21 protein-coding genes are annotated in these 18,569 nt (G+C 69.9%); 17 read left to right on the top strand and 4 right to left on the bottom strand.

The window, feature by feature from the left end:
* Window positions 1-123 precede the first annotated feature (123 nt).
* From ACK4SC_RS05360 to ACK4SC_RS05350, 3 genes are all read left to right on the top strand, one after another.
* Window positions 124-1,110, top strand: a complete 987-nt coding sequence (locus ACK4SC_RS05360) for a DNA-directed RNA polymerase subunit alpha (RefSeq protein WP_096420571.1) — start codon at window positions 124-126, stop codon at window positions 1,108-1,110.
* A gap of 63 nt (window positions 1,111-1,173) precedes the next feature.
* Window positions 1,174-1,731, top strand: coding sequence for a 50S ribosomal protein L17 (rplQ, locus tag ACK4SC_RS05355; RefSeq protein WP_409615668.1), 558 nt, complete (start codon window positions 1,174-1,176; stop codon window positions 1,729-1,731).
* Between the two features lie 67 nt (window positions 1,732-1,798).
* Complete coding sequence (locus ACK4SC_RS05350) at window positions 1,799-2,860, top strand: GNAT family N-acetyltransferase (protein WP_409615665.1); 1,062 nt, start codon at window positions 1,799-1,801, stop codon at window positions 2,858-2,860.
* Between the two features lie 13 nt (window positions 2,861-2,873).
* Here the strand turns inward: ACK4SC_RS05350 and ACK4SC_RS05345 are convergent, their stop codons facing one another.
* Window positions 2,874-4,862, bottom strand: a complete 1,989-nt coding sequence (locus ACK4SC_RS05345; RefSeq protein WP_409615662.1) for an acyltransferase family protein — start codon at window positions 4,860-4,862, stop codon at window positions 2,874-2,876.
* A 66-nt stretch (window positions 4,863-4,928) separates the two neighbouring features.
* Between ACK4SC_RS05345 and ACK4SC_RS05340 the strand changes: the two genes are divergently transcribed.
* The 4 genes from ACK4SC_RS05340 to glmM all read left to right on the top strand — a co-directional run bounded on the left by ACK4SC_RS05340 (window position 4,929) and on the right by glmM (window position 8,323).
* Window positions 4,929-5,843, top strand: coding sequence for a tRNA pseudouridine synthase A (locus tag ACK4SC_RS05340; RefSeq protein WP_409615659.1), 915 nt, complete (start codon window positions 4,929-4,931; stop codon window positions 5,841-5,843).
* Between the two features lie 139 nt (window positions 5,844-5,982).
* Window positions 5,983-6,429, top strand: coding sequence for a 50S ribosomal protein L13 (gene rplM, locus ACK4SC_RS05335; RefSeq protein ID WP_409615657.1), 447 nt, complete (start codon window positions 5,983-5,985; stop codon window positions 6,427-6,429).
* Between the two features lie 28 nt (window positions 6,430-6,457).
* Window positions 6,458-6,940 carry a 30S ribosomal protein S9 gene (gene rpsI, locus ACK4SC_RS05330; protein WP_409615655.1) on the top strand — a complete coding sequence of 161 codons (483 nt, stop codon included), beginning with the start codon at window positions 6,458-6,460 and terminating at the stop codon, window positions 6,938-6,940.
* Between the two features lie 21 nt (window positions 6,941-6,961).
* Window positions 6,962-8,323 carry a phosphoglucosamine mutase gene (gene glmM, locus ACK4SC_RS05325; protein ID WP_409615653.1) on the top strand — a complete coding sequence of 454 codons (1,362 nt, stop codon included), beginning with the start codon at window positions 6,962-6,964 and terminating at the stop codon, window positions 8,321-8,323.
* Here glmM and ACK4SC_RS05320 read toward each other — a convergent pair.
* Together ACK4SC_RS05320 and coaA are read right to left on the bottom strand one after the other, a co-directional pair.
* Window positions 8,320-9,141 (bottom strand): class I SAM-dependent methyltransferase, encoded by an 822-nt coding sequence (locus tag ACK4SC_RS05320; RefSeq protein ID WP_409615649.1) that lies wholly within the window; start codon window positions 9,139-9,141, stop codon window positions 8,320-8,322. The two genes, glmM and ACK4SC_RS05320, sit on opposite strands and share 4 nt — an antisense overlap.
* Window positions 9,141-10,118, bottom strand: a complete 978-nt coding sequence (gene coaA, locus ACK4SC_RS05315; RefSeq protein ID WP_409615646.1) for a type I pantothenate kinase — start codon at window positions 10,116-10,118, stop codon at window positions 9,141-9,143. Before coaA ends, ACK4SC_RS05320 begins: the two co-directional genes overlap by 1 nt.
* A gap of 55 nt (window positions 10,119-10,173) precedes the next feature.
* On the opposite strand from coaA, the gene glmS reads away from it, so the two are divergent.
* From glmS to ACK4SC_RS05270, 9 genes are all read left to right on the top strand, one after another.
* Complete coding sequence (gene glmS / locus ACK4SC_RS05310; RefSeq protein ID WP_409615644.1) at window positions 10,174-12,024, top strand: glutamine--fructose-6-phosphate transaminase (isomerizing); 1,851 nt, start codon at window positions 10,174-10,176, stop codon at window positions 12,022-12,024.
* A 37-nt stretch (window positions 12,025-12,061) separates the two neighbouring features.
* Window positions 12,062-12,418 (top strand): holo-ACP synthase, encoded by a 357-nt coding sequence (locus tag ACK4SC_RS05305; RefSeq protein ID WP_409615642.1) that lies wholly within the window; start codon window positions 12,062-12,064, stop codon window positions 12,416-12,418.
* Window positions 12,415-13,509: an alanine racemase gene (alr, locus tag ACK4SC_RS05300; protein ID WP_409615639.1), complete on the top strand. Its 1,095-nt coding sequence runs from the start codon at window positions 12,415-12,417 to the stop codon at window positions 13,507-13,509. Before ACK4SC_RS05305 ends, alr begins: the two co-directional genes overlap by 4 nt.
* Window positions 13,506-14,003, top strand: coding sequence for a tRNA (adenosine(37)-N6)-threonylcarbamoyltransferase complex ATPase subunit type 1 TsaE (tsaE, locus tag ACK4SC_RS05295; protein ID WP_409615637.1), 498 nt, complete (start codon window positions 13,506-13,508; stop codon window positions 14,001-14,003). The genes alr and tsaE overlap by 4 nt, the downstream gene beginning before the upstream one ends.
* 9 nt (window positions 14,004-14,012) lie before the next feature.
* Window positions 14,013-14,651 (top strand): tRNA (adenosine(37)-N6)-threonylcarbamoyltransferase complex dimerization subunit type 1 TsaB, encoded by a 639-nt coding sequence (gene tsaB, locus ACK4SC_RS05290; protein WP_409615634.1) that lies wholly within the window; start codon window positions 14,013-14,015, stop codon window positions 14,649-14,651.
* A complete protein-coding gene (gene rimI, locus ACK4SC_RS05285) occupies window positions 14,648-15,130 on the top strand; it encodes a ribosomal protein S18-alanine N-acetyltransferase (protein ID WP_409615631.1) in 483 nt (160 codons plus the stop codon). Before tsaB ends, rimI begins: the two co-directional genes overlap by 4 nt.
* On the top strand, window positions 15,127-16,182 hold the full coding sequence (gene tsaD / locus ACK4SC_RS05280) for a tRNA (adenosine(37)-N6)-threonylcarbamoyltransferase complex transferase subunit TsaD (protein ID WP_409615628.1): 1,056 nt from the start codon (window positions 15,127-15,129) through the stop codon (window positions 16,180-16,182). The genes rimI and tsaD overlap by 4 nt, the downstream gene beginning before the upstream one ends.
* Window positions 16,183-16,275: 93 nt before the next feature.
* Window positions 16,276-16,755 carry a DUF4190 domain-containing protein gene (locus ACK4SC_RS05275; protein ID WP_409615625.1) on the top strand — a complete coding sequence of 160 codons (480 nt, stop codon included), beginning with the start codon at window positions 16,276-16,278 and terminating at the stop codon, window positions 16,753-16,755.
* Window positions 16,756-16,767: 12 nt separating this feature from the next.
* Complete coding sequence (locus ACK4SC_RS05270; protein ID WP_409615622.1) at window positions 16,768-17,007, top strand: hypothetical protein; 240 nt, start codon at window positions 16,768-16,770, stop codon at window positions 17,005-17,007.
* On the opposite strand, the gene ACK4SC_RS05265 is transcribed toward ACK4SC_RS05270, so the two are convergent.
* Window positions 16,942-18,120 carry a THUMP-like domain-containing protein gene (locus tag ACK4SC_RS05265; RefSeq protein ID WP_409615619.1) on the bottom strand — a complete coding sequence of 393 codons (1,179 nt, stop codon included), beginning with the start codon at window positions 18,118-18,120 and terminating at the stop codon, window positions 16,942-16,944. The genes ACK4SC_RS05270 and ACK4SC_RS05265 overlap by 66 nt on opposite strands.
* A 140-nt stretch (window positions 18,121-18,260) precedes the next feature.
* On the opposite strand from ACK4SC_RS05265, the gene groES reads away from it, so the two are divergent.
* Window positions 18,261-18,557, top strand: a complete 297-nt coding sequence (gene groES, locus ACK4SC_RS05260; protein WP_409615616.1) for a co-chaperone GroES — start codon at window positions 18,261-18,263, stop codon at window positions 18,555-18,557.
* Window positions 18,558-18,569 lie beyond the last annotated feature (12 nt).

Here is an 18,569-nt window from a genome sequence, read left to right as displayed (position 1 = left end):
GCGTTTCTGACGCGCCCGCGCATCCGCTCGCCCCGGCTTCGATAACTCAACACACTCGACGAGATCCGCCCTCGTCGCGCAACAAGTGTCATATAGCGGACACTTCGCCGAAAGGAACCCATAGTGCTCATCGCACAGCGTCCCACTCTGACCGAGGAGAACGTCTCCGAATTCCGGTCGCGGTTCATCATCGAACCGCTCGAGCCCGGCTTCGGCTATACGCTCGGCAACTCCATGCGCCGCACCCTGCTGTCGTCGATTCCCGGCGCGGCAGTGACGAGCATCCGCATCGACGGCGTGCTGCACGAGTTCAGCACGATCGACGGCGTGAAGGAGGATGTCACCGAGATCATCCTCAACATCAAGCAGCTCGTCGTCTCGAGCGAGCACGACGAGCCGATCACCGCCTACCTGCGCAAGACGGGTGCCGGTGAGGTCACGGCGGCCGACATCTCCGCCCCCGCTGGCGTCGAGATTCACAACCCCGAACTGGTCATCGCGACCCTCAACGACAGCGCCAAGTTCGAGCTGGAGCTGACCATCGAGCGTGGTCGCGGCTACGTCTCCGCGACGCAGAACCGCAGCGAGTTCAGCGAGGCCGGCCAGATTCCGGTCGACTCGATCTACTCGCCGGTGCTGAAGGTCACCTACCGCGTCGAGGCCACCCGTGCCGGTGAGCGCACCGACTTCGACCGTCTCGTTGTCGACGTCGAGACCAAGCCCGCCATCAGCCCCCGCGACGCCGTTGCGTCGGCTGGGCGCACGCTGGTCGAACTGTTCGGCCTGGCCCGCGAGCTGAACACGCAGGCCGAGGGCATCGAGATCGGCCCGGCTCCTGTCGACGCCGTGCTGTCGAACGAGCTGTCGATGCCGATCGAAGATCTCGACCTCTCGGTGCGCAGCTACAACTGCCTGAAGCGCGAAGGCATCAACACCGTCAGCGAGCTGGTTGCCCTGTCGGAGACCCAGCTGATGAACATCCGCAACTTCGGGCAGAAGTCGGTCGACGAGGTCAAGGACAAGCTCGTTGAGATGGGTCTGTCGCTGAAGGATGCCGTTCCCGGCTTCGACGGAGCCGCGTTCTACAGCTACGACGACGAGACCAACTAACGGGTTCGTCACCACGCACCCCTGAACTGACACTGACGAACCCCACACAGGAGAACCACGATCATGCCTAAGCCCACCAAGGGTCCCCGCCTCGGAGGCGGTCCGGCGCACGAGCGCCTGCTGCTGGCGAACCTCGCCACCGCGCTGTTCACGCACAAGCGCATCACCACCACCGAGACCAAGGCGAAGCGCCTTCGTCCGCTGGCCGAGCGTCTCATCACGTTCGCCAAGCGCGGCGACCTGCACGCCCGTCGTCGCGTCATGACGGTGATCCGCGACAAGAGCGCCGTGCACGAGCTCTTCACCGAGATCGCGCCGCTCGTCGCCGAGCGCGAGGGTGGCTACACCCGCATCACCAAGATCGGTAACCGCAAGGGCGACAATGCCCCCATGGCCGTCATCGAGCTCGTGCTTGAGCCGGTGAACCCGAAGCCGAAGTCGGCGAAGAAGACGGCCGCGGCGGCCCCGGTCGCCGAGGAGGCCCCGGCCGACGAGACCGTCGACGAGACGACCGAGGCTCCGGCCGAGGAGGCTGTCGCCGACGACGCCGCCGCGGAGGAGACCACCGCCGACGAGACGACCGAGGCTGCTGCCGAGGAGTCGGCCGAGGAGACCAAGTAGTCACCGCGCCGTAACGGTTCCGTAGAGCCCCACCCGGGTAGCCGGGTGGGGCTCTACTGTTGTGTGAGTGACCGATTCTCTGATTGATAGTGGGGCGAGCGAGATCGACGCGTCGCGCCCGCTGGCCGCGCGCATCCCGGTTCGTGACCGTCCTGAACTCGCCGGGCCCGACGGCGTCACGTGGCGAGCGACCCGTGAGGACGACGTCGAGGCCATTGCCGCGCTGTTGGCCGCCATGGCAGAACGGGACCACCCTGACTGGAGCGAGACCGCCGACGAGATCGCCGAAACGTTCAGCCATTCGTACGTCGATGCGGCGCGCGATTCCGTGGTGGCGGAGGACGCCGACGGCACCATGATTGCCCACGGCCTGGCGATGCGCGCGCCCGAACCCGTCGACTACGCGCGCGTGTGGCTCAGTGGGGGCGTTCACCCGAATTACCGCGGCCGCGGCATCGGCCGCCAGCTGCTTGCCTGGCAGACGGCGCGCGCAGAAGAGTTGCTCGCCGAGCTCGAGCTGACGATTCCCGGTTGGGTGCTCGCGTACGCGGCTGATCGCTCACCCGAGCACGGTCGACTGCTCGACCGCGCCGGTTACAGCCCGTCGCGTTACTTCACGACCCTGCACGCCGAGCTGTCGACGGCGGCGCTCGAGCCGCGAACCCTGCCGGAGGGAATCCGAATCGAGCCGTGGTCGCCGCGGCACAGCGAGGGTGCGCGCGCTGCCAAGAACGCGGCCTTTGCCGATCACTGGGGTTCGCAGCCCGCAACGCAGGAGGGCTGGGAGTCGTGGCAGGGCCTGCCGACGTTCCGCCCCGAACTCAGCCGCGTCGCCCTCGCGGGAGACGAGGTCGTCGGCTTCATCACGACCGATGTGAACGAAGACGACTGGACGCGCATGGGTCGCTCGAGCGGATACATCGGACTCGTGGGCACCGTGCGCGAGTGGCGCGGCAAGGGGTTGGCCAGTGCGCTACTGGTCGACGTCATGCGGGCCTACCGCGCCCAGGGCTTCGACCTCGCGGTGCTCGACGTCGACACGGCAAACCCGACGGGCGCGCTGGGCGTGTACGAGCGACTCGGTTTCGCCGCTGTCGCGCGCGACGTGGCCTACCGTCGCCTGTACTGAGCCCGGTCGGCGCCTATACCGGCCGCCACATCTCAGGGTTCTCGTCGTACCGATTCGGGTCGGGCGGCGGGGGAGGTGGGGGCAGGTCGGCGAGGCGCTGCAACGCTTCGCGCACTTGGCCCGAGTAGAGCTCGCTGCCCGTGGGTCCGGGATGCACCTGGTCACCAGCCAGCAGCTCCAGCCGCCCCGAGATGGCCGCGTCCCAATCGGCGACCTCAACCGTGCGGTGGGCGCGCGCGGCATCGTGCAGGCGCGCGTTTGATTCGTCGATCCAGCCCCGGGGGGCGGACGCCGTGACCATCACCAGTTCGCGCTCGCCGACGGCGCTGATAACGCGGTCGAGGTCGCCCTGACTGATCAGGCCGTTCGCCCCCACCCCGATGACGACCACGTCGCGCAGGGCGCCGGCCGCGGCGGCTTTCTCGATGACGTCGGGCATCGACCACATCTGGCGTCCGACGGTCGCATCCACCGCGATGCCCGGGAACTCATCGATCAGGGCGGGGGCAGCGGCCAGCATGACGGAGTCGCCGAAGGCGATGATCTGGTCACCGGTCGGCAGGGGTGCGGGTGCGTCGTCGGGCGCCGACTCGGCGTGGGGATCGGGCTCCGCCGCCGGTTCTGCGGCTGGGTCTGCGTCGGCCTCTGCGTCTGGCCGTGGCTCTGCGTCTGGCTTTGCTTCGGGTGCCGGAGGCACCGGCTCCGAGCGGGGCGGCGGGGATTGCTCGGCGGCCTCCACCGCCTGCTGGCCCGCCGCGATCAAGTTGGCGGCCTCGGAGCTTGCGGGGGAGCGCTGGAGCGCAGCACCCGTTCCCGCGACAAGGAGCGCGATCGCCACGGCCACCGACACGACGACGGCGCCCTCGCGCTGCGCTCCCGCAGCGCGCGCCGACGCGAGCAACTCGCGGCGGCGAATGGGCAACTCAACGAAGCGGTAGCTGAGGGCCGCGAGCAGCACAGAGAGCGCGAGAACCGCCGCTCCCAGGCCCCAGGCACCTGACCCGGCGCGGTCCAGCCCCGGCACGAGCGCGAGCCCGATCACCCACAGTGGCCAGTGCCAGAGGTACAGCCCGTACGATCGCTCGCCCACCCACACGATCGGTGCCGACTCGGCCACCCGCGCGACGACGGAGTCGCGGCGCTCGAGAGCCAGGATGGCCACCACGGTCAGTGCGACGGCAAGGGCCATGCCTCCGCGGTACGCGCCGGGGTCGTCGATGCTGGTCGACAGCGCCACCGTGACGACGCCTGCCACGGCGACGACGCCGACCGGCGTGGCCGCCCGTCCCAGCAGGGCGCGTGGCTGAGCAAGCGGGTCACGCGCGAGCGCCAGCGCCGCGCCGGCCAGTAATCCAAAGCCGTGCGTCAGAGTCGACAGGTAGGCAGCCGACGCGGCCTGACCGCCGTCGGCCGCCGGGTCACCCGCGGCAGCGGCCATCGCGAGCGCCGACCAGACGGCGAGGGCGAGCGGGAGGGCGACGAGCATCCAGCGTCGAAGCGGAAGCGCGAGCAACGCGATGACGACGAGCGGCCACAGCAGGTAGAACTGCTCTTCGACGGCGAGCGACCACAGGTGGCGGAACAGTTCAGGGCTCGTCTGATCGAGGTAGCTGGAACCCGCGCCGATGGCGACCCAGTTGCTCGTGAACGTGGCGGCGCCGAGCAGTTGCCCGCCCATGCCGACGAGTACATCGCCGCCGACCAGCGCGGCGAGTGTCGCGGTCGACATCACCACGAGTGCGAGGGCGGGGAGCAGCCGGCGCGCGCGCCGCGCCCAGAAGGCATGCAGAGTGATGCGTCCGCGTGTGCGCCGCTCGTGAAGCAGAAGCGCCGTGATCAGATAGCCACTGACCACGAAGAACACGTCGACACCGACAAACCCGCCCGGAATGAGCCCGGGAAAGAGGTGGTACCCGAGCACGAGAACGACCGCCAGTGCTCGCAAGCCGTCCAGGCCGGGCAGGCGGCCGCGCAGTGCGAGGGGTGGGGCGCTGGAAGACATTGTGCGTCCAGGGTCGCGCGGGCTCAGATGGGCCGTCAAACCCGACGCGCCGTAGACTCGCGAGCTGTGGATAACCCCCAGGCGGCCGAGCACGCGACGACCGTGCGCGTGCGCATCGACCTCGCCTACGACGGCTCGGCGTTTTCGGGGTGGGCCGCCCAACCGGGCCTGCGCACCGTGCAGGGCGAAATCGAGTCAGGGCTTGCCACGCTGTTCGTCCGCGATGGCGAGGACCCGCCACGCGTTGTTGTGGCCGGCCGCACCGACGCCGGCGTGCACGCCACCGGCCAGGTGCTGCACGTCGACCTCGACGCCGACCGCCTTGCAGCCCTCGCCCGCCCCGGCCGCGGGGGCGCGACGGAGCGCTCCGCACTGAGCCCCGTCGAGGTGCTCGCGCGGCGGCTCGGAGGGATTGCGGGCCGCGCCGGCGACATCGTCGTGCATGGCGCATCCCTTGCCCCCGCCGGATTCGACGCGCGTTTCTCGCCCGTTTGGCGGCGGTACGAATACCGGGTTGCCGACGGGCGCGCCCCGCGCGATCCGCGGCGCCGCCACGACACCCTCGCGGTGCGCGACACGCTCGACGTCGACGCCATGAATCAGGCTGCGGATGCTCTTCTCGGCCTCCGCGACTTCGGCGCCTTCTGCAAGCCCCGCGAGGGCGCCACCACCGTGCGGACGCTGCAGGAGTACGCGTGGCGCGAGGCCCATGACGGCGTGCTTGTCGCCACCGTGCGCGCCGATGCCTTCTGCCACTCGATGGTGCGCTCGCTCGTCGGGGCCGCCATCGCCGTGGGTCGCGGCGCACTCGACATCGACACGCTCGTCGCCGCCCGCGACGCTGCCGCTCGTACGAGCCTGTTCCCGGTCGTCGCCCCCCACGGCCTCACGCTCGTCGAGGTCGGCTATCCGCCCGACGATGAACTTGCCGCGCGGGCCGAGCAGACCCGCGCTAAGCGCGAAATTGCCGAGAGCGCATGACTGCCGTAAGCTAACCCCTTGGTGTCCGTCGCCGACGGGCATCCGGTTGAGCCCTCCACCGCGGGCGTTCCCGAGCACTCTGCACGAGAACCCCCACCGGAGCGGGATTCACGAACACCTCGACAAGAAAGTACGCACTGTGACGCGCACATTCAGCCCCACCCCCGCTGACATCCAGCGGAACTGGGTCGTCATCGACGCCACCGATGTGGTGCTCGGCCGACTCGCCAGCCACGCCGCCGCCCTCCTGCGCGGCAAGCACAAGCCGACCTTCGCCCCGCACATGGACATGGGTGACTTCGTCATCATCGTCAACGCCGGCAAGGTCGCCCTGACCGGTTCGAAGCTCGAGCAGAAGAAGGCCTACCGCCACTCCGGTTACCCGGGCGGTCTCAGCGCCGTCGGGTACGCCGAGCTGCTCGAGAAGAACCCCGTCCGCGCCGTCGAGAAGGCGATCCGCGGCATGCTGCCGAAGAACTCCCTCGGCCGCGCCCAGATCAAGAAGCTGAAGGTTTACGCCGGCGCCGAGCACCCGCACGCCGCCCAGCAGCCCACGGCCTACACCCTCGACCAGGTCGCGCAGTAACGCGGCCCCGCTTCCAAGGACTACACACATGGCGAACGACACCACTACTGACGTGGCTCCCGAGAGCTACACCACCGAGTCGGCGGCCCCCGCGGCCGAGTCGGCACCCCGCCCCGTCCTGTCCGTTTCGGGCCAGGCCGTCGGCCGACGCAAGCAGGCGATCGCCCGCGTGCGCCTCGTGCCCGGCTCGGGCGCGTTCACGGTCAACGGCCGCAGCCTCGAGGACTACTTCCCGAACAAGCTGCACCAGCAGCTCATCACCGACCCCTTCACGCTGCTCGAGCTGAAGGGCTCGTACGACGTGACCGCTCGCATCACCGGCGGCGGCCCCTCGGGCCAGGCGGGCGCCCTGCGCCTCGCCATTTCTCGCGCGCTCAACGAGATTGACCGCGAGAACAACCGCCCGGCACTCAAGAAGGCCGGCTTCCTCACCCGGGATGCCCGCGTCATTGAGCGCAAGAAGGCCGGTCTCAAGAAGGCCCGCAAGGCGCCTCAGTACTCGAAGCGTTAACGCGAGACGAGCATCCCGATCATGGGCCGTTTATTCGGTACCGACGGGGTCCGAGGGCTGGCCAACGGCGATCTCACCGCCGGGCTGGCCCTCGGCCTGTCTCAGGCGGCCGCGTGGGTTCTCACCCGCGGGCGGCACGCCGACGAACTACGCGCTCAGGGCAAGCGGCCCACAGCGGTCGTCGCCCGCGACCCGCGCGTTTCTGGCGAGTTCTTGACCGCGGCCGTCGCGTCGGGGCTCGCGTCGAGCGGCATCGACGTGCTCGACGCCGGGGTGATTCCGACGCCGGCCGCCGCGTTCCTCGTCAGCGACGCGAACGTCGACTTCGGTGTGATGGTCTCGGCCTCCCACAACCCGATGCCCGACAACGGCATCAAGTTCTTCTCGTTCGGCGGCACGAAGCTACCCGACGAGGTCGAAGACCGCATCGAGCGGGCGCTCGACGAGCAGAAGCTCGCCCCCGTCGGCGCGGGAGTCGGACGCATCCGGCGCTTCGCCGACGCCGAAGATCGCTACCTGCTGCACCTGCTGTCGACCATCGACGTGTCACTGCAGGGTCTGCACGTCGTACTCGACTGCGCGCACGGAGCCGCGTCGGGTATTTCGCCGCAGGCGTTCACCGACGCCGGCGCGCGGGTGACGGTCATCGGTGCCGACCCCAACGGCCTCAACATCAACGACGGGGTGGGCTCGACCTACCTCGACCCGCTTCAGCGCGCGGTCGTGGAGGCGGGCGCCGATCTCGGCATCGCCCACGACGGCGACGCCGACCGCTGCCTCGCCGTAGATGCGCGAGGCCAGGTCGTCGACGGCGACCAGATCATGGCGATCCTCGCGCTGTCGATGAAGCGCCGCGGGCTGCTCGCGAAGAACACGCTCGCGGTGACCGTCATGAGCAACCTCGGGCTCAAGCGCGCGATGCGAGCGAACGGCATCGAGCTGGTCGAGACGAAGGTGGGCGACCGCTACGTGCTGGAGGCGCTGGCCGAGCACGGCCTGTCGCTCGGCGGCGAGCAGTCGGGCCACCTCATCATGAGCGACCACGCAACAACGGGCGACGGCATCCTGACCGGCCTGCAGCTCGCCGCGGAGATGGCGCGCACCGGCAAGACGCTCGAGGAGCTCGCGTCCGTGATGACGGTCTTCCCGCAGGTGCTCGAGAACGTGCGCGGCGTCGACCGCACCAAGCTCGAGGGTCACCGCGGCATCGCCGCGGCCATCGCCGAGGTCGAGGCGGAGCTCGGCGACAGCGGACGGGTACTGCTTCGTGCCAGCGGCACCGAGCCGATGGTGCGCGTCATGGTGGAGGCCGCCGACGACGCGACGGCGCGGGCGATGGCTGACCGGCTCGCCGCGGTCGTGAAGGCTGAGCTCGCGGTCTAGCGCGTCGCGGTGGGCGACGGTGCGGCGAGCAACTCGCCGTGCGTCATGCTGAACCACGCATCGTCGTGCGCGGCCCATTCACGCCACGCGGCACTGATGCGCTGGAGTTCGTTTGTGGTCGCGTGCCCGCCGTCGATGGCGTGCTTCGCGAAGTCGGACTCGACGGCGCGGACGGCCCACGCCCCTCCCCACCAGGCGCGCTGCTCCGGCGTCGCGAACACCCAGCTGGAGCCGGAGACGCGCAGGTTCTGCAGACCCGCAGCCCGGGCCCAGGCGACGAGGTGGCGAGCGGCATCAGGCTCGCCGCTTGTCGCGCGGTGGACTCGGCGATACAGCTCCAGCCAGTCAGCGAGCCCGGGCAGCAGGGGGTACCACGTCGTCGCGCCGTAGTCGATTTCGCGCGCGGCGATGATGCCGTCGGGTCGCGCGACGCGCGCCATCGAGCGCAGCATCGCGACCGGGTCGGGCACGTGCTGCAGCGTCTGGTGGGTGTGCACGATGTCGAAGCTGTCCGGGTCGAAGGGAAGGGCGAGGGCGTCGGCCCGGTCGAATCGCACGGTTGAGCCCGCAGTCTCGGCGAACGCGCGCGCCGCGGCGATGGCGGCGTCGGCCATGTCGACGCCCACGACGTTCTCGTCGCCGAGCCGTTGGCCAAACTCGACGGTGACCGTGCCGGGGCCGCAGCCCACGTCGAGGAGGGTTCGGCCGGGGGTCAACTCGGGCTCGAGGTACGCCGCCGAGTTGGCGATCGTGCGCCAGCGGTGCACTGTCAACACGCTGTCGTGGTGACCCAGGGTGTAAGCGTTCGGCTCGCTCATCAGATCTTCCTCAGCAGAACGGTCGAGACGGTGTGGTCGCGCTCCTTTCGCAGCACCAGGGATGCGCGGGCGCGCGTCGGCAGGATGTTCTGCGTCAGGTTCGGCTCGTTGATGTCGCCCCAGATGCGCCGCGCCGTGATGCGCGCCTCGTCTTCGCTGAGGCTCGCGTAGCGGTGGAAGTAGCTGCGCGGGTCGCTGAAGGCCCCGCGCTGGAGCTTCAGGAAGCGCTGCTCGTACCAGTCGGCAATGTCGCTCGTGCGCGCATCTACGTAGACGGTGAAGTCGAACAGGTCGCTGACGGCGAGGGATGCGCCGGGTCCGGGAGGCTGCAGGACGTTCAATCCCTCGACGATCAGGATGTCGGGCCGCCGCACGATGATCTCGGCGCCGGGGATAATGTCGTACGACAGGTGCGAGTACACCGGTGCGCGCACCTCTTCGGCGCCCGCCTTGATGCGTGACACAAAGCGCAAGAGCGCCCGACGGTCGTAACTCTCGGGGAAGCCCTTGCGGTGCAGGATGCCCCGCCGCGATAGCTCGGCGGTCGGCAGCAGGAAGCCGTCGGTGGTGACGCGCTCTACCCGAGGCGTGTCGTCCCAGCGCGACAGCAGTTCGCGCAAGAGGCGCGCAATGGTCGACTTGCCGACGGCGACCGACCCGGCAACCCCGATGACGAACGGCGTACGCGGGCCACGGTCACCGAGAAACTCGCGCGTCGCCGTGTGCAGGTCGCGGGCGCCCGCGGCATAGAGATTGAGCAGTCGACTGAGGGGCTGGTAGACCTCCGCCACTTCGCGCAAATCGAGCTGGTCTCCGAGGCCGCGCAGGCCAATGAGCTCGGTCTCCGTCAGGGGCTGCGGGGTCGCCGGAGCGAGCGCCGACCACCGGTCGCGGTCGAGCTCGACGAACGGGCTCTGATCGCGCGACGGTGCGCCGGCGCCGTTGTCGCGCCCAGGGGCGGAGTGCGCCTCGACCATCGCCACCACAGTAGCGCGGGCAGGCGCCGCAGCCCCGCGCCCTAGACTTGAGCGCATGTGCGGAATCGTGGGATACGTCGGCCAGCGCGGCAGCCTAGAGGTGCTGCTCGGCGGGCTGAAGCGCCTCGAATACCGGGGGTACGACTCGGCGGGCGTCGCTGTCCTCGCCGGCGACGGCGCCCTCGGCACGGCCAAGCGGGCGGGAAAACTCGCGCGCCTCACCGACGAACTGTCCGCGCATCCGATCACGGATGGGCACACGGGCATCGGCCACACCCGCTGGGCAACGCACGGCGGCCCGACCGACGGCAACGCGCACCCGCACCTCGGTGACGGCGGCAAGCTGGCGCTCATCCACAACGGCATCATCGAGAACTTCAGCGAGTTGAAGGCCGAGTTGACGGAGCGCGGCCACACCTTCGCCAGCGAGACCGACTCGGAGGTCGCGGCGCTTCTCGTCGGCGATGCCTACCGTGAGACGCACGACCTCACCGCCGCCATGCTCGCCGTGGTCAACCGCCTTGAGGGCGCCTTCACCCTGCTCGCCGTGCACGCCGACGAACCCGACGTCGTGGTCGGCGCTCGCCGCAACTCTCCGCTCGTGGTCGGGCTCGGTGAGGGCGAGAATTTCCTTGGCTCCGACGTCGCAGCGTTCGTCGCCTACACGAAGCAGGCCATGGAGATCGGCCAGGATCAGCTCGTCACGATCCGCCCCGGCAGTGTCGAGGTCGTCGACTTCGCGGGCAACCCCGTCGAGTCGCGCCGGTTCGAGGTCGACTGGGACGCCTCCGCTGCCGACAAGGGCGGCTGGTCAAGCTTCATGGCGAAAGAGATCAGCGAAGAGCCCGAGGCCGTCGCAAACACGATCCGCGGGCGGGTGGTCGACGGGCTCGTGCACATCCCGGAACTCGACGGGCTCGACGATGACGTGCTGCGCTCGATCGATCGCGTGGTGATCATCGCCTGTGGCACGGCAGCGTACGCCGGCATGGTCGGAAAGTACGCGATCGAGCAGTGGGCGCGCGTACCGGTCGACGTCGAACTGGCCCACGAGTTCCGCTACCGCGAGCCGGTGCTCTCGCCGTCGACGCTTGTCGTGTCGATCAGCCAGTCGGGCGAGACGATGGACACGCTCATGGCCGTGAAGTATGCCCGCGAGCAGGGCGCGCGCACCCTGTCGATCTGCAACACCCAGGGGGCGACGATTCCCCGGGAGTCCGACGCGGTGGTCTACACCCACGCCGGCCCCGAGGTGGCGGTCGCCTCGACGAAGGCCTTCGTCGCGCAGATCACCGCCTGCTATCTCTTCGGGCTGCAGCTCGCGCAGGTGCGCGAGACGCTGTCGGCGGATGCTGTTCGCGCGCTCGTCGCGGACCTTCAGAAGGTGCCCGATCAGCTTCGCGAGGTCATCGCGAGCGGCGAGCGCATCGCCGAACTTGCCCACTGGATGGCCGACACCCGCTCGGTGCTGTTCCTCGGGCGACACGTTGGGTACCCGGTCGCGCTGGAAGGCGCACTGAAGCTGAAAGAGCTGGCGTACATCCACGCCGAAGGCTTCGCCGCCGGCGAGCTGAAGCACGGACCGATCGCGCTGATCGAGCCCGGCCAGATCGTGTTCGTCATCGTGCCGAGCCCGCGCGACGAGCGATCCCTGCACGCCAAGGTCGTGTCGAACATCCAAGAAATTCGGGCACGCGGCGCCCGCGTGATCGCCATCGCCGAGTCCGGCGACGTCGCCGTGCTGCCGCACGCCGACGAGGTCATTCGCATTCCCCTGGCTGGGCCGTTCTTCGAGCCCCTGCTCGCCGTCGTGCCGCTGCACTTCTTCGGCATGGAGCTCGCCGCCGCGAAGGGGCTCGACGTCGATCAGCCGCGCAACCTCGCCAAGTCGGTCACGGTCGAGTAGGCGAGCGGTCAGAACTGCGGGCGCGAGGGGTGGGCAGGTGATCGTCGGGATCGGTGTCGACATCGTCGACCTCGCTCGCTTCGAGCGCGCCCTCAGCCGCACTCCGGGACTGCGCGAGCGACTTTTTGCCGAGTCGGAACGCGATCGTCCGCTGCGCTCGCTCGCCGGACGCTTCGCCGCCAAGGAAGCGGTGATGAAGGCGCTGGGGGCCACCGACGGCATTCGCTGGCACGACATGTGCGTCGTGTCCGATGACGACGGTAACCCCGACATTGACCTGAGCGGGCGTGCGGCCGACATCGCGGCAGCGCGCGGCATCGCCCGGTTGCACGTGTCACTGTCGCACGACGCCGGGGCAGCCATCGCCTTCGTTGTGGCCGAGGCGGCGTCGTGAGTCGGCCGTTCCGCGAGGCCCGTATCTCGCGCGACGCGATCGCGCAGAACGTCGAACTCATGCGTCGCCTCGCCCCCGCCCCGCACGTCATGGCGGTCGTCAAGGCTGACGGGTACGGGCACGGCGCGATCACCGCGGCGCGGGCCGCCCTCGAGGCCGGTGCCGACATGCTGGGCGTCGCCGACCTCGACGAGGCGTTTGAGCTTCGAGCCGCGGGCATTGACGCCCCCTTGCTCGCGTGGATTCACCCCACGGGGGCCGACCTCGCCGCCGCCGCGGAGGCCGGCGTGACGGTGGGGATCAACTCGATTGATCAGTTGCGACGCGCCGTCGCCGCGGCGCACCGCGGCGCGATTCACGTCAAGGTCGACACGGGGCTGTCGCGCAACGGTGTAGCCCGTGATGAGTGGGCCCCGTTCGTTGATGAACTCGCCGCGGCGGTCGGCAGTGGTGCGGTGCGCTTGAGCGGCGTCTTCAGTCACCTCTCGAACACCTCGCCCGACGAAGACCGCGCGCAAATCGCCGCCTTCGACGAGTTCGTTGATGCCGTGCGCGCGGCGAACCTCGAGCCGGGCCTGCGCCACCTCGCCGCCTCGGCTGGTGCCCTCGACCACCCCTCGGCCCGCTACGACATGGTGCGTCTGGGGATGTCGATCTACGGGCTGCCTCCCGAAGATCACCACCGCGATCTGCCGCTCGTGCCCGCAATGGAGTTAAGCGCCGAGGTCGTCAACGTCAAGCGCGTGCCGGCGGCCAGCGGCGTCTCGTACGGCTACCGCTATCGCACGACCAGCCCCACGACGCTGGCGCTCGTGCCGCTTGGCTACGCCGACGGCATTCCCCGGCACACGGAGGGCGCATCCGTTCTTATCGGTGATCAGCGGATGCCCGTGGTCGGCCGCGTCGCCATGGACCAGTTCGTGGTCGACGCCGGCGATCACCCGGTCGCGGTCGGCGACCGCGCGATCCTCTTCGGTGACCCGCGCGCGACGGGGGCCCCGTCGGCGCTCGACTGGGCCGATGCCGCCGGCACGATCGGCTACGAAATCGTCACCCGCCTCGGCCGACGCGTTACGAGAACCCGAGCATGACCAACGCAGCGGGCACCGTCACCATCGCCGATCCGGAGGCGATGCACGCCTTCGGCGCGCGCGTCGCCGCGCAGTTACGCGCGGGTGATGTGCTCGTACTCACGGGCGAACTCGGTGCGGGTAAGACGACGTTCACCCGCGGCTTGGGCGAGGCGCTGGGCGTGCGCGGCGCCGTCACGAGCCCGACGTTTGTGCTCGCTCGCACCCACCCCCGCGAGGCGGGTCCGCCTCTCGTGCATGTCGACGCCTACCGACTGGCTGACGCGGCAGAACTCGACGACCTCGACCTCGACCTGGCTGCGTCGATCACCGTGATCGAGTGGGGCGCCGGACTCGTCGAGGCGATCTGTGATGACTGGCTTGAGCTGGTGATCGAGCGACCCGTGGGCGGAGCGGGGGCGGCGGACCCGGATGCGGACGTTTCGGAACCTCGCACGGTGCGGTTCCGGGCGGTCGGCTCCCGCGGCGCCGAGCTGCTCGGCGCCATTGCCTAGGCTGAGTCCGTGCTGCTCGCGATTGACACCTCTGCCGGCACGGCCGTCGCCGCCGTGGCGGCCAACGGCAGTGTCCTCGCTGAGCGTTCAACGGCCGACACCCGGCGGCACGCTGAGGTCATCGGACCGTTCCTTCATGAGGTGCTCGCCGAGGTCGATCGGGCCGCGCGTGATGGCGGCGATGCTCACCCGCTCGCGGGCGTCGTCACCGGCATCGGCCCCGGCCCCTTCACGGGCTTGCGCGTGGGCATCGCCGCGGCCCGCGCCGTCGCGATCGCCCGGGGTGTGCCGCTCGTTCCGGTGCCGAGTCACGACGCCGTCGCCCTCAAACTGGTGGAGGGTGGTGTCGCCGCTGGCCGCTTCTGTGTCGTGACCGATGCGCGTCGTCGCGAGGTCGCGGTCACCGAGTACTCTGCCGCGCTGCCCGTGCCGCGGGTCGTGGTGCCGGCGCGTCTCGAACTGCGGCTCGGCTTCGCCCCCGAGGAGGGTGTGGCGCTCTACGAAGTGACCGAGATTCCCGCCGCCGCGCTTGCACACGTGGCGGCCGCCCGGCTCGCGGCGGGCGCGTCCTTCCCCGATCCGCAGCCGCTGTACCTCCGCGCGCCGGATGTGACGATGCCAACCGGTCCGAAGCGGGTCACCTCGTGAGCGCGCCCCCGAGCATCCGCCTGCGCGACGCCGAGGTGAGCGACCTCGACGCGATCATGGCGCTCGAGACCGCAACCTTCCCCGGCGACGCCTGGAGCCGCGACATCATGCTGGCCGAGCTCGCCTCCCCCCACACGCTGTACCTGGTGGTGCACTCCGACGACGAACTCGTCGCCTACGCCGGGCTGAACGCACCGAGCGGGGCCGAGCAGGCCGACATCCAGACCATTGCGGTCGACGAGACTCACCGGCGTTTGGGGCTTGGCACCCTTCTCGTCGAGCAGTTACTCGCGGCAGCCCGCGAGCGCGGGGCGCGGGAGGTCTTCCTTGAGGTGCGTGCCGACAACCCGGGCGCCCGAGCCCTCTACGAGCGGCACGGCTTCGCCCAGATCGGCGTGCGCCCGCGCTACTACCAACCCGACAACGTGGATGCCGTGGTCATGCGGGCGCGCATCGATGGTTCCGAGGGGGTCGCGTGAACACCGACAACCCACTGGTGTTGGGTATCGAGACGAGCTGCGATGAAACGGGCGTCGGCATCGTGCGCGGCACGCAGCTGCTCGCCAACACGATCGCCAGCTCGATGGATGAGCACGCGCGCTTTGGCGGCGTGGTGCCCGAGGTTGCCGCTCGGGCTCACCTCGAAGCGTTGACCCCGACGATCGAGCAGGCCGTGCAGACCGCGGGCGTCGCGCTCGCCGATGTCGACGCGATCGCCGTCACGAGCGGCCCGGGGCTCGCCGGGGCCCTCATGGTCGGCGTCGGGGCGGCGAAGGCGCTCGCCGTCGCGCTCGGCAAACCCTTCTACGCCGTCAACCACCTCGTCGGTCACGTGGGGGCCGACCTGTTGCGTGACGACGAGGGAGACCTCGAGTTGCCGACGATCGCGCTGCTTGTCTCCGGCGGTCACACGAGTCTGCTGCACGTGCGCAGCCTGACCGACGACGTTGAGCTACTCGGCGAGACGATCGATGACGCGGCCGGCGAAGCCTTCGACAAGGTCGCTCGGCTCCTCGGCCTGCCGTATCCCGGTGGCCCGCACATTGACCGCGCAGCCGCCGATGGCGATCCGACCGCCGTGCGCTTCCCCCGCGGACTCACCCTGCCCAAAGACCTCGAGCGGCACCGCTACGACTTCTCGTTCTCCGGCCTGAAGACAGCCGTCGCCCGCCATGTTGAACGGATGCGCGATGACGGCGCGGAGGTGCCCGTCGCCGACATCGCGGCGTCCTTCCGCGAGGCCGTGGCAGACGTGTTGACGGCAAAGGCGATTGCGGCCTGTCGCGACCTCGGAGTCCCGCGCCTGCTCCTCGGCGGAGGCGTCGTCGCGAACGCCCGCGTGCGCGAGCTGGCGGCTGAGCGGGCGGAGGCCGCGGGAGTGGCCCTGCGCATCCCGCCCCTGTCGCTGTGCACCGATAACGGCGCGATGATCGCCACGATCGCCGCCCAGCGCATCATGGCCGGTCACTCGCCCTCCGAACTCGACGTCGCCGCCGACTCGACGATGCCGGTGACCGTCGTGCAGGCCTGAGCGGCCGCCGACTCGCGCGTCGCCGCCGTACTCGGTACGGTCGAAGGGCGGAGTGCGCGCTAGCCGTTCCGCCCGTTAACCCGAGGAGCGACCATGGCGACCACCACGCCCCCTGCCAGCCCCGACGAGCCCGTCGAGCCCGGAGCCGAGGCCCCAGCCGAGGCGTCGACCCCGACCGAGGCTCCCGCCCCGGTGGAGGCTCCCGCCGATGCGCCCGAGCCGGCCGCCGCGAACCCTTACGCGCCGCCGCCTGCGTCGCCCGCCGCCGGACCTGCCTACGGTGGCGCTCCTGCCGCACCGAAGCAGACCCTCGCGATCGTGTCGCTCGTGACCGGCATCTCGGGCGTGGTGTTGTCGTTCTTCGTGCTCGGGCTTCTGCCCGCGATTGCGGGTGTGGTCACCGGACACATGGCGCTCAAGCGTGAGCCGCACGCGCGCGGACTCGCACTGGGTGGCCTCATCACGAGTTACGTCGGCCTGGGTTTGTCGATCCTGATCGGCCTGATCGTCATCGTTCCGTTCGTGTTGCTCCTGATCGGTTTCGGCGCGCTCGGAACCGTCGGCAGCTTTTAGTCGAGTCGCCCGGTGCTGGCGGCAACGTCGGGCCTTGCGGTTTCGTTCGCGACCGTGGGGCAGTGGATCTTCCTCGGCGCGATCCTCGTCATCGTGGCGACGATCGTTGTGCGCGTGGTCTATCGCCTCGTGAAGGGCCGCTCGATCCGCGAGGTCGTCCGGCCGCCGGGGGCGACGGCAGACTCGTCAGGCCCGCTCGACGAGCAGGGCGACGCGCTCGGCCGCGACGCGGGTGAGGATCAGCGTCGCTGAGGCGTTCCCCTTCGGCTTCAGCGCCCTGCGGAACTCGGCCGGGTCGATGTCGACTCCGCGCTTCTTGATCTCGACCGTGCCGATGTCGCGGGCGGCGAGCTCGCGAGCGATCAGCGCCTTCTTGAGCGGCCAGCGTTCGCGCACCCGGAACACGGTGGCGAACGGTGTGGGAGTGAGGCGATCGCTCGAGAGGTAGGCGATCGTCGGATGCACGGGGCGAGCATCCAGAGACCGTGCCAGGTCGCCGATAAGCCGCGCACGGATGACCGCTCCGTCGGGCTCATACAGAAACGCGCCGAGCGGCCCGGTCTCGACATCGGGGCTATCGGCCGCCGCCGTCAGTTCGTGCGCGCTGCCGTCCGATCCCAACACGAGCGCCGCCCGGCGAACGCCCTCCCGGGCGAGCGCCCCCGACCACAGGACGACCTCGACCACGTCGCCCCCGTCGCTCACCCACTGCGCCTCGTGGCTGTCGGGGATGAGACCGCGGTCCATCGCGGGGGCCAGTTTGATCCCCGCCGGTCGAGCGTGCGAGAGCTCGAGAGCCACGTCGAGCGAGGGTGACCAGTCGTCGGGTCGGCTGAGCTTGCGGGCGCCCGCGCGTCGGGCCGGATCGAGCCACAGTGCATCGGCGTCGTCGAGGGAGACCTCCGTGAGGTCGGCGTTCACCACCGACGCGTTCGCGAACGGAGCCAGGTTGTAGCTCGCGATGGCCGCGGTGACCGGATCGCGCTCCACCGCGGTGACCGCGAGGTCAAGCGAAGCCAGCGCGAGCGCATCGCCACCGATGCCGCAGCCGAGGTCGGCGACGTGTCGCTGGCCCGTGCGCACGAAGCGTCCGGCGTGCTGAGCGGCCACTCGCAGGCGCGACGCCTGCTCCAGCCCCGCCTCCGTGAACAGCATGCGGTCGGCGAACGGGCCGAACTTCGCGCGCGCTTTGCGGCGTAGCCGGTACTGGGTGAGCACGGCGGCGACACGCTCGGCGGAGTGGCCGTCGCGACGCAGCGATGTCACGAGCGCCACCGCGTCGGCCGGCGAGTCCGACTCGGGCAGCGCATCGAGCAGCCGCAGCGCCTCGGGCGTGAGCAGCTCGCGCAGTTCGGCCGTGTCCATAAGAGCGATCCTGCCAGTTTCGCCGCGGCTGGCACTCGGATTGCATGAGTGCTAACGCCTTCGATACAGTTATCTCTGGCACTCGACCATCGAGTGTGCCAATTACTTCCCTCATCGTCGTAAGAAAGAAGAGGTCAACCGTGTCGGTCTCCATCAAGCCGCTCGAAGATCGCATCGTCATCAAGCAGGTCGAGGCAGAGCAGACCACCGCGTCGGGTCTCGTGATCCCCGACACCGCGAAGGAGAAGCCCCAGGAGGGTGAAGTCGTCGCCGTCGGCCCCGGCCGCATCGACGACAACGGCAACCGCGTTCCGCTCGACGTCGCCGTCGGTGACCGCGTCCTGTACTCGAAGTACGGCGGCACCGAGGTCAAGTACGGCGGCGACGAGTTCCTCGTGCTGTCGGCTCGCGACGTGCTGGCGGTCGTCGTCCGCTAATCGCGCCTCGCG

This window comes from Microcella sp. (assembly GCF_046293215.1).
Taxonomy (GTDB): domain Bacteria; phylum Actinomycetota; class Actinomycetes; order Actinomycetales; family Microbacteriaceae; genus Microcella.
Note: the sequence above shows the minus strand (reverse complement) of the source record. Positions and strands in the feature narration are given on the sequence as shown.

Excerpts from the sequence above, each read along its gene's own strand:
- rpsI (WP_409615655.1), top strand. The coding sequence starts at position 6,458 with ATGGCGAACGACACCACTACTGACGTGGCTCCCGAGAGCTACACCACC.
- ACK4SC_RS05265 (WP_409615619.1), bottom strand. The coding sequence starts at position 18,120 with ATGGACACGGCCGAACTGCGCGAGCTGCTCACGCCCGAGGCGCTGCGG.
- glmM (WP_409615653.1), top strand. The coding sequence starts at position 6,962 with ATGGGCCGTTTATTCGGTACCGACGGGGTCCGAGGGCTGGCCAACGGC.
- coaA (WP_409615646.1), bottom strand. The coding sequence starts at position 10,118 with ATGGTCGAGGCGCACTCCGCCCCTGGGCGCGACAACGGCGCCGGCGCA.
- rplQ (WP_409615668.1), top strand. The coding sequence starts at position 1,174 with ATGCCTAAGCCCACCAAGGGTCCCCGCCTCGGAGGCGGTCCGGCGCAC.
- tsaE (WP_409615637.1), top strand. The coding sequence starts at position 13,506 with ATGACCAACGCAGCGGGCACCGTCACCATCGCCGATCCGGAGGCGATG.
- ACK4SC_RS05275 (WP_409615625.1), top strand. The coding sequence starts at position 16,276 with ATGGCGACCACCACGCCCCCTGCCAGCCCCGACGAGCCCGTCGAGCCC.
- glmS (WP_409615644.1), top strand. The coding sequence starts at position 10,174 with ATGTGCGGAATCGTGGGATACGTCGGCCAGCGCGGCAGCCTAGAGGTG.
- ACK4SC_RS05320 (WP_409615649.1), bottom strand. The coding sequence starts at position 9,141 with ATGAGCGAGCCGAACGCTTACACCCTGGGTCACCACGACAGCGTGTTG.
- ACK4SC_RS05345 (WP_409615662.1), bottom strand. The coding sequence starts at position 4,862 with ATGTCTTCCAGCGCCCCACCCCTCGCACTGCGCGGCCGCCTGCCCGGC.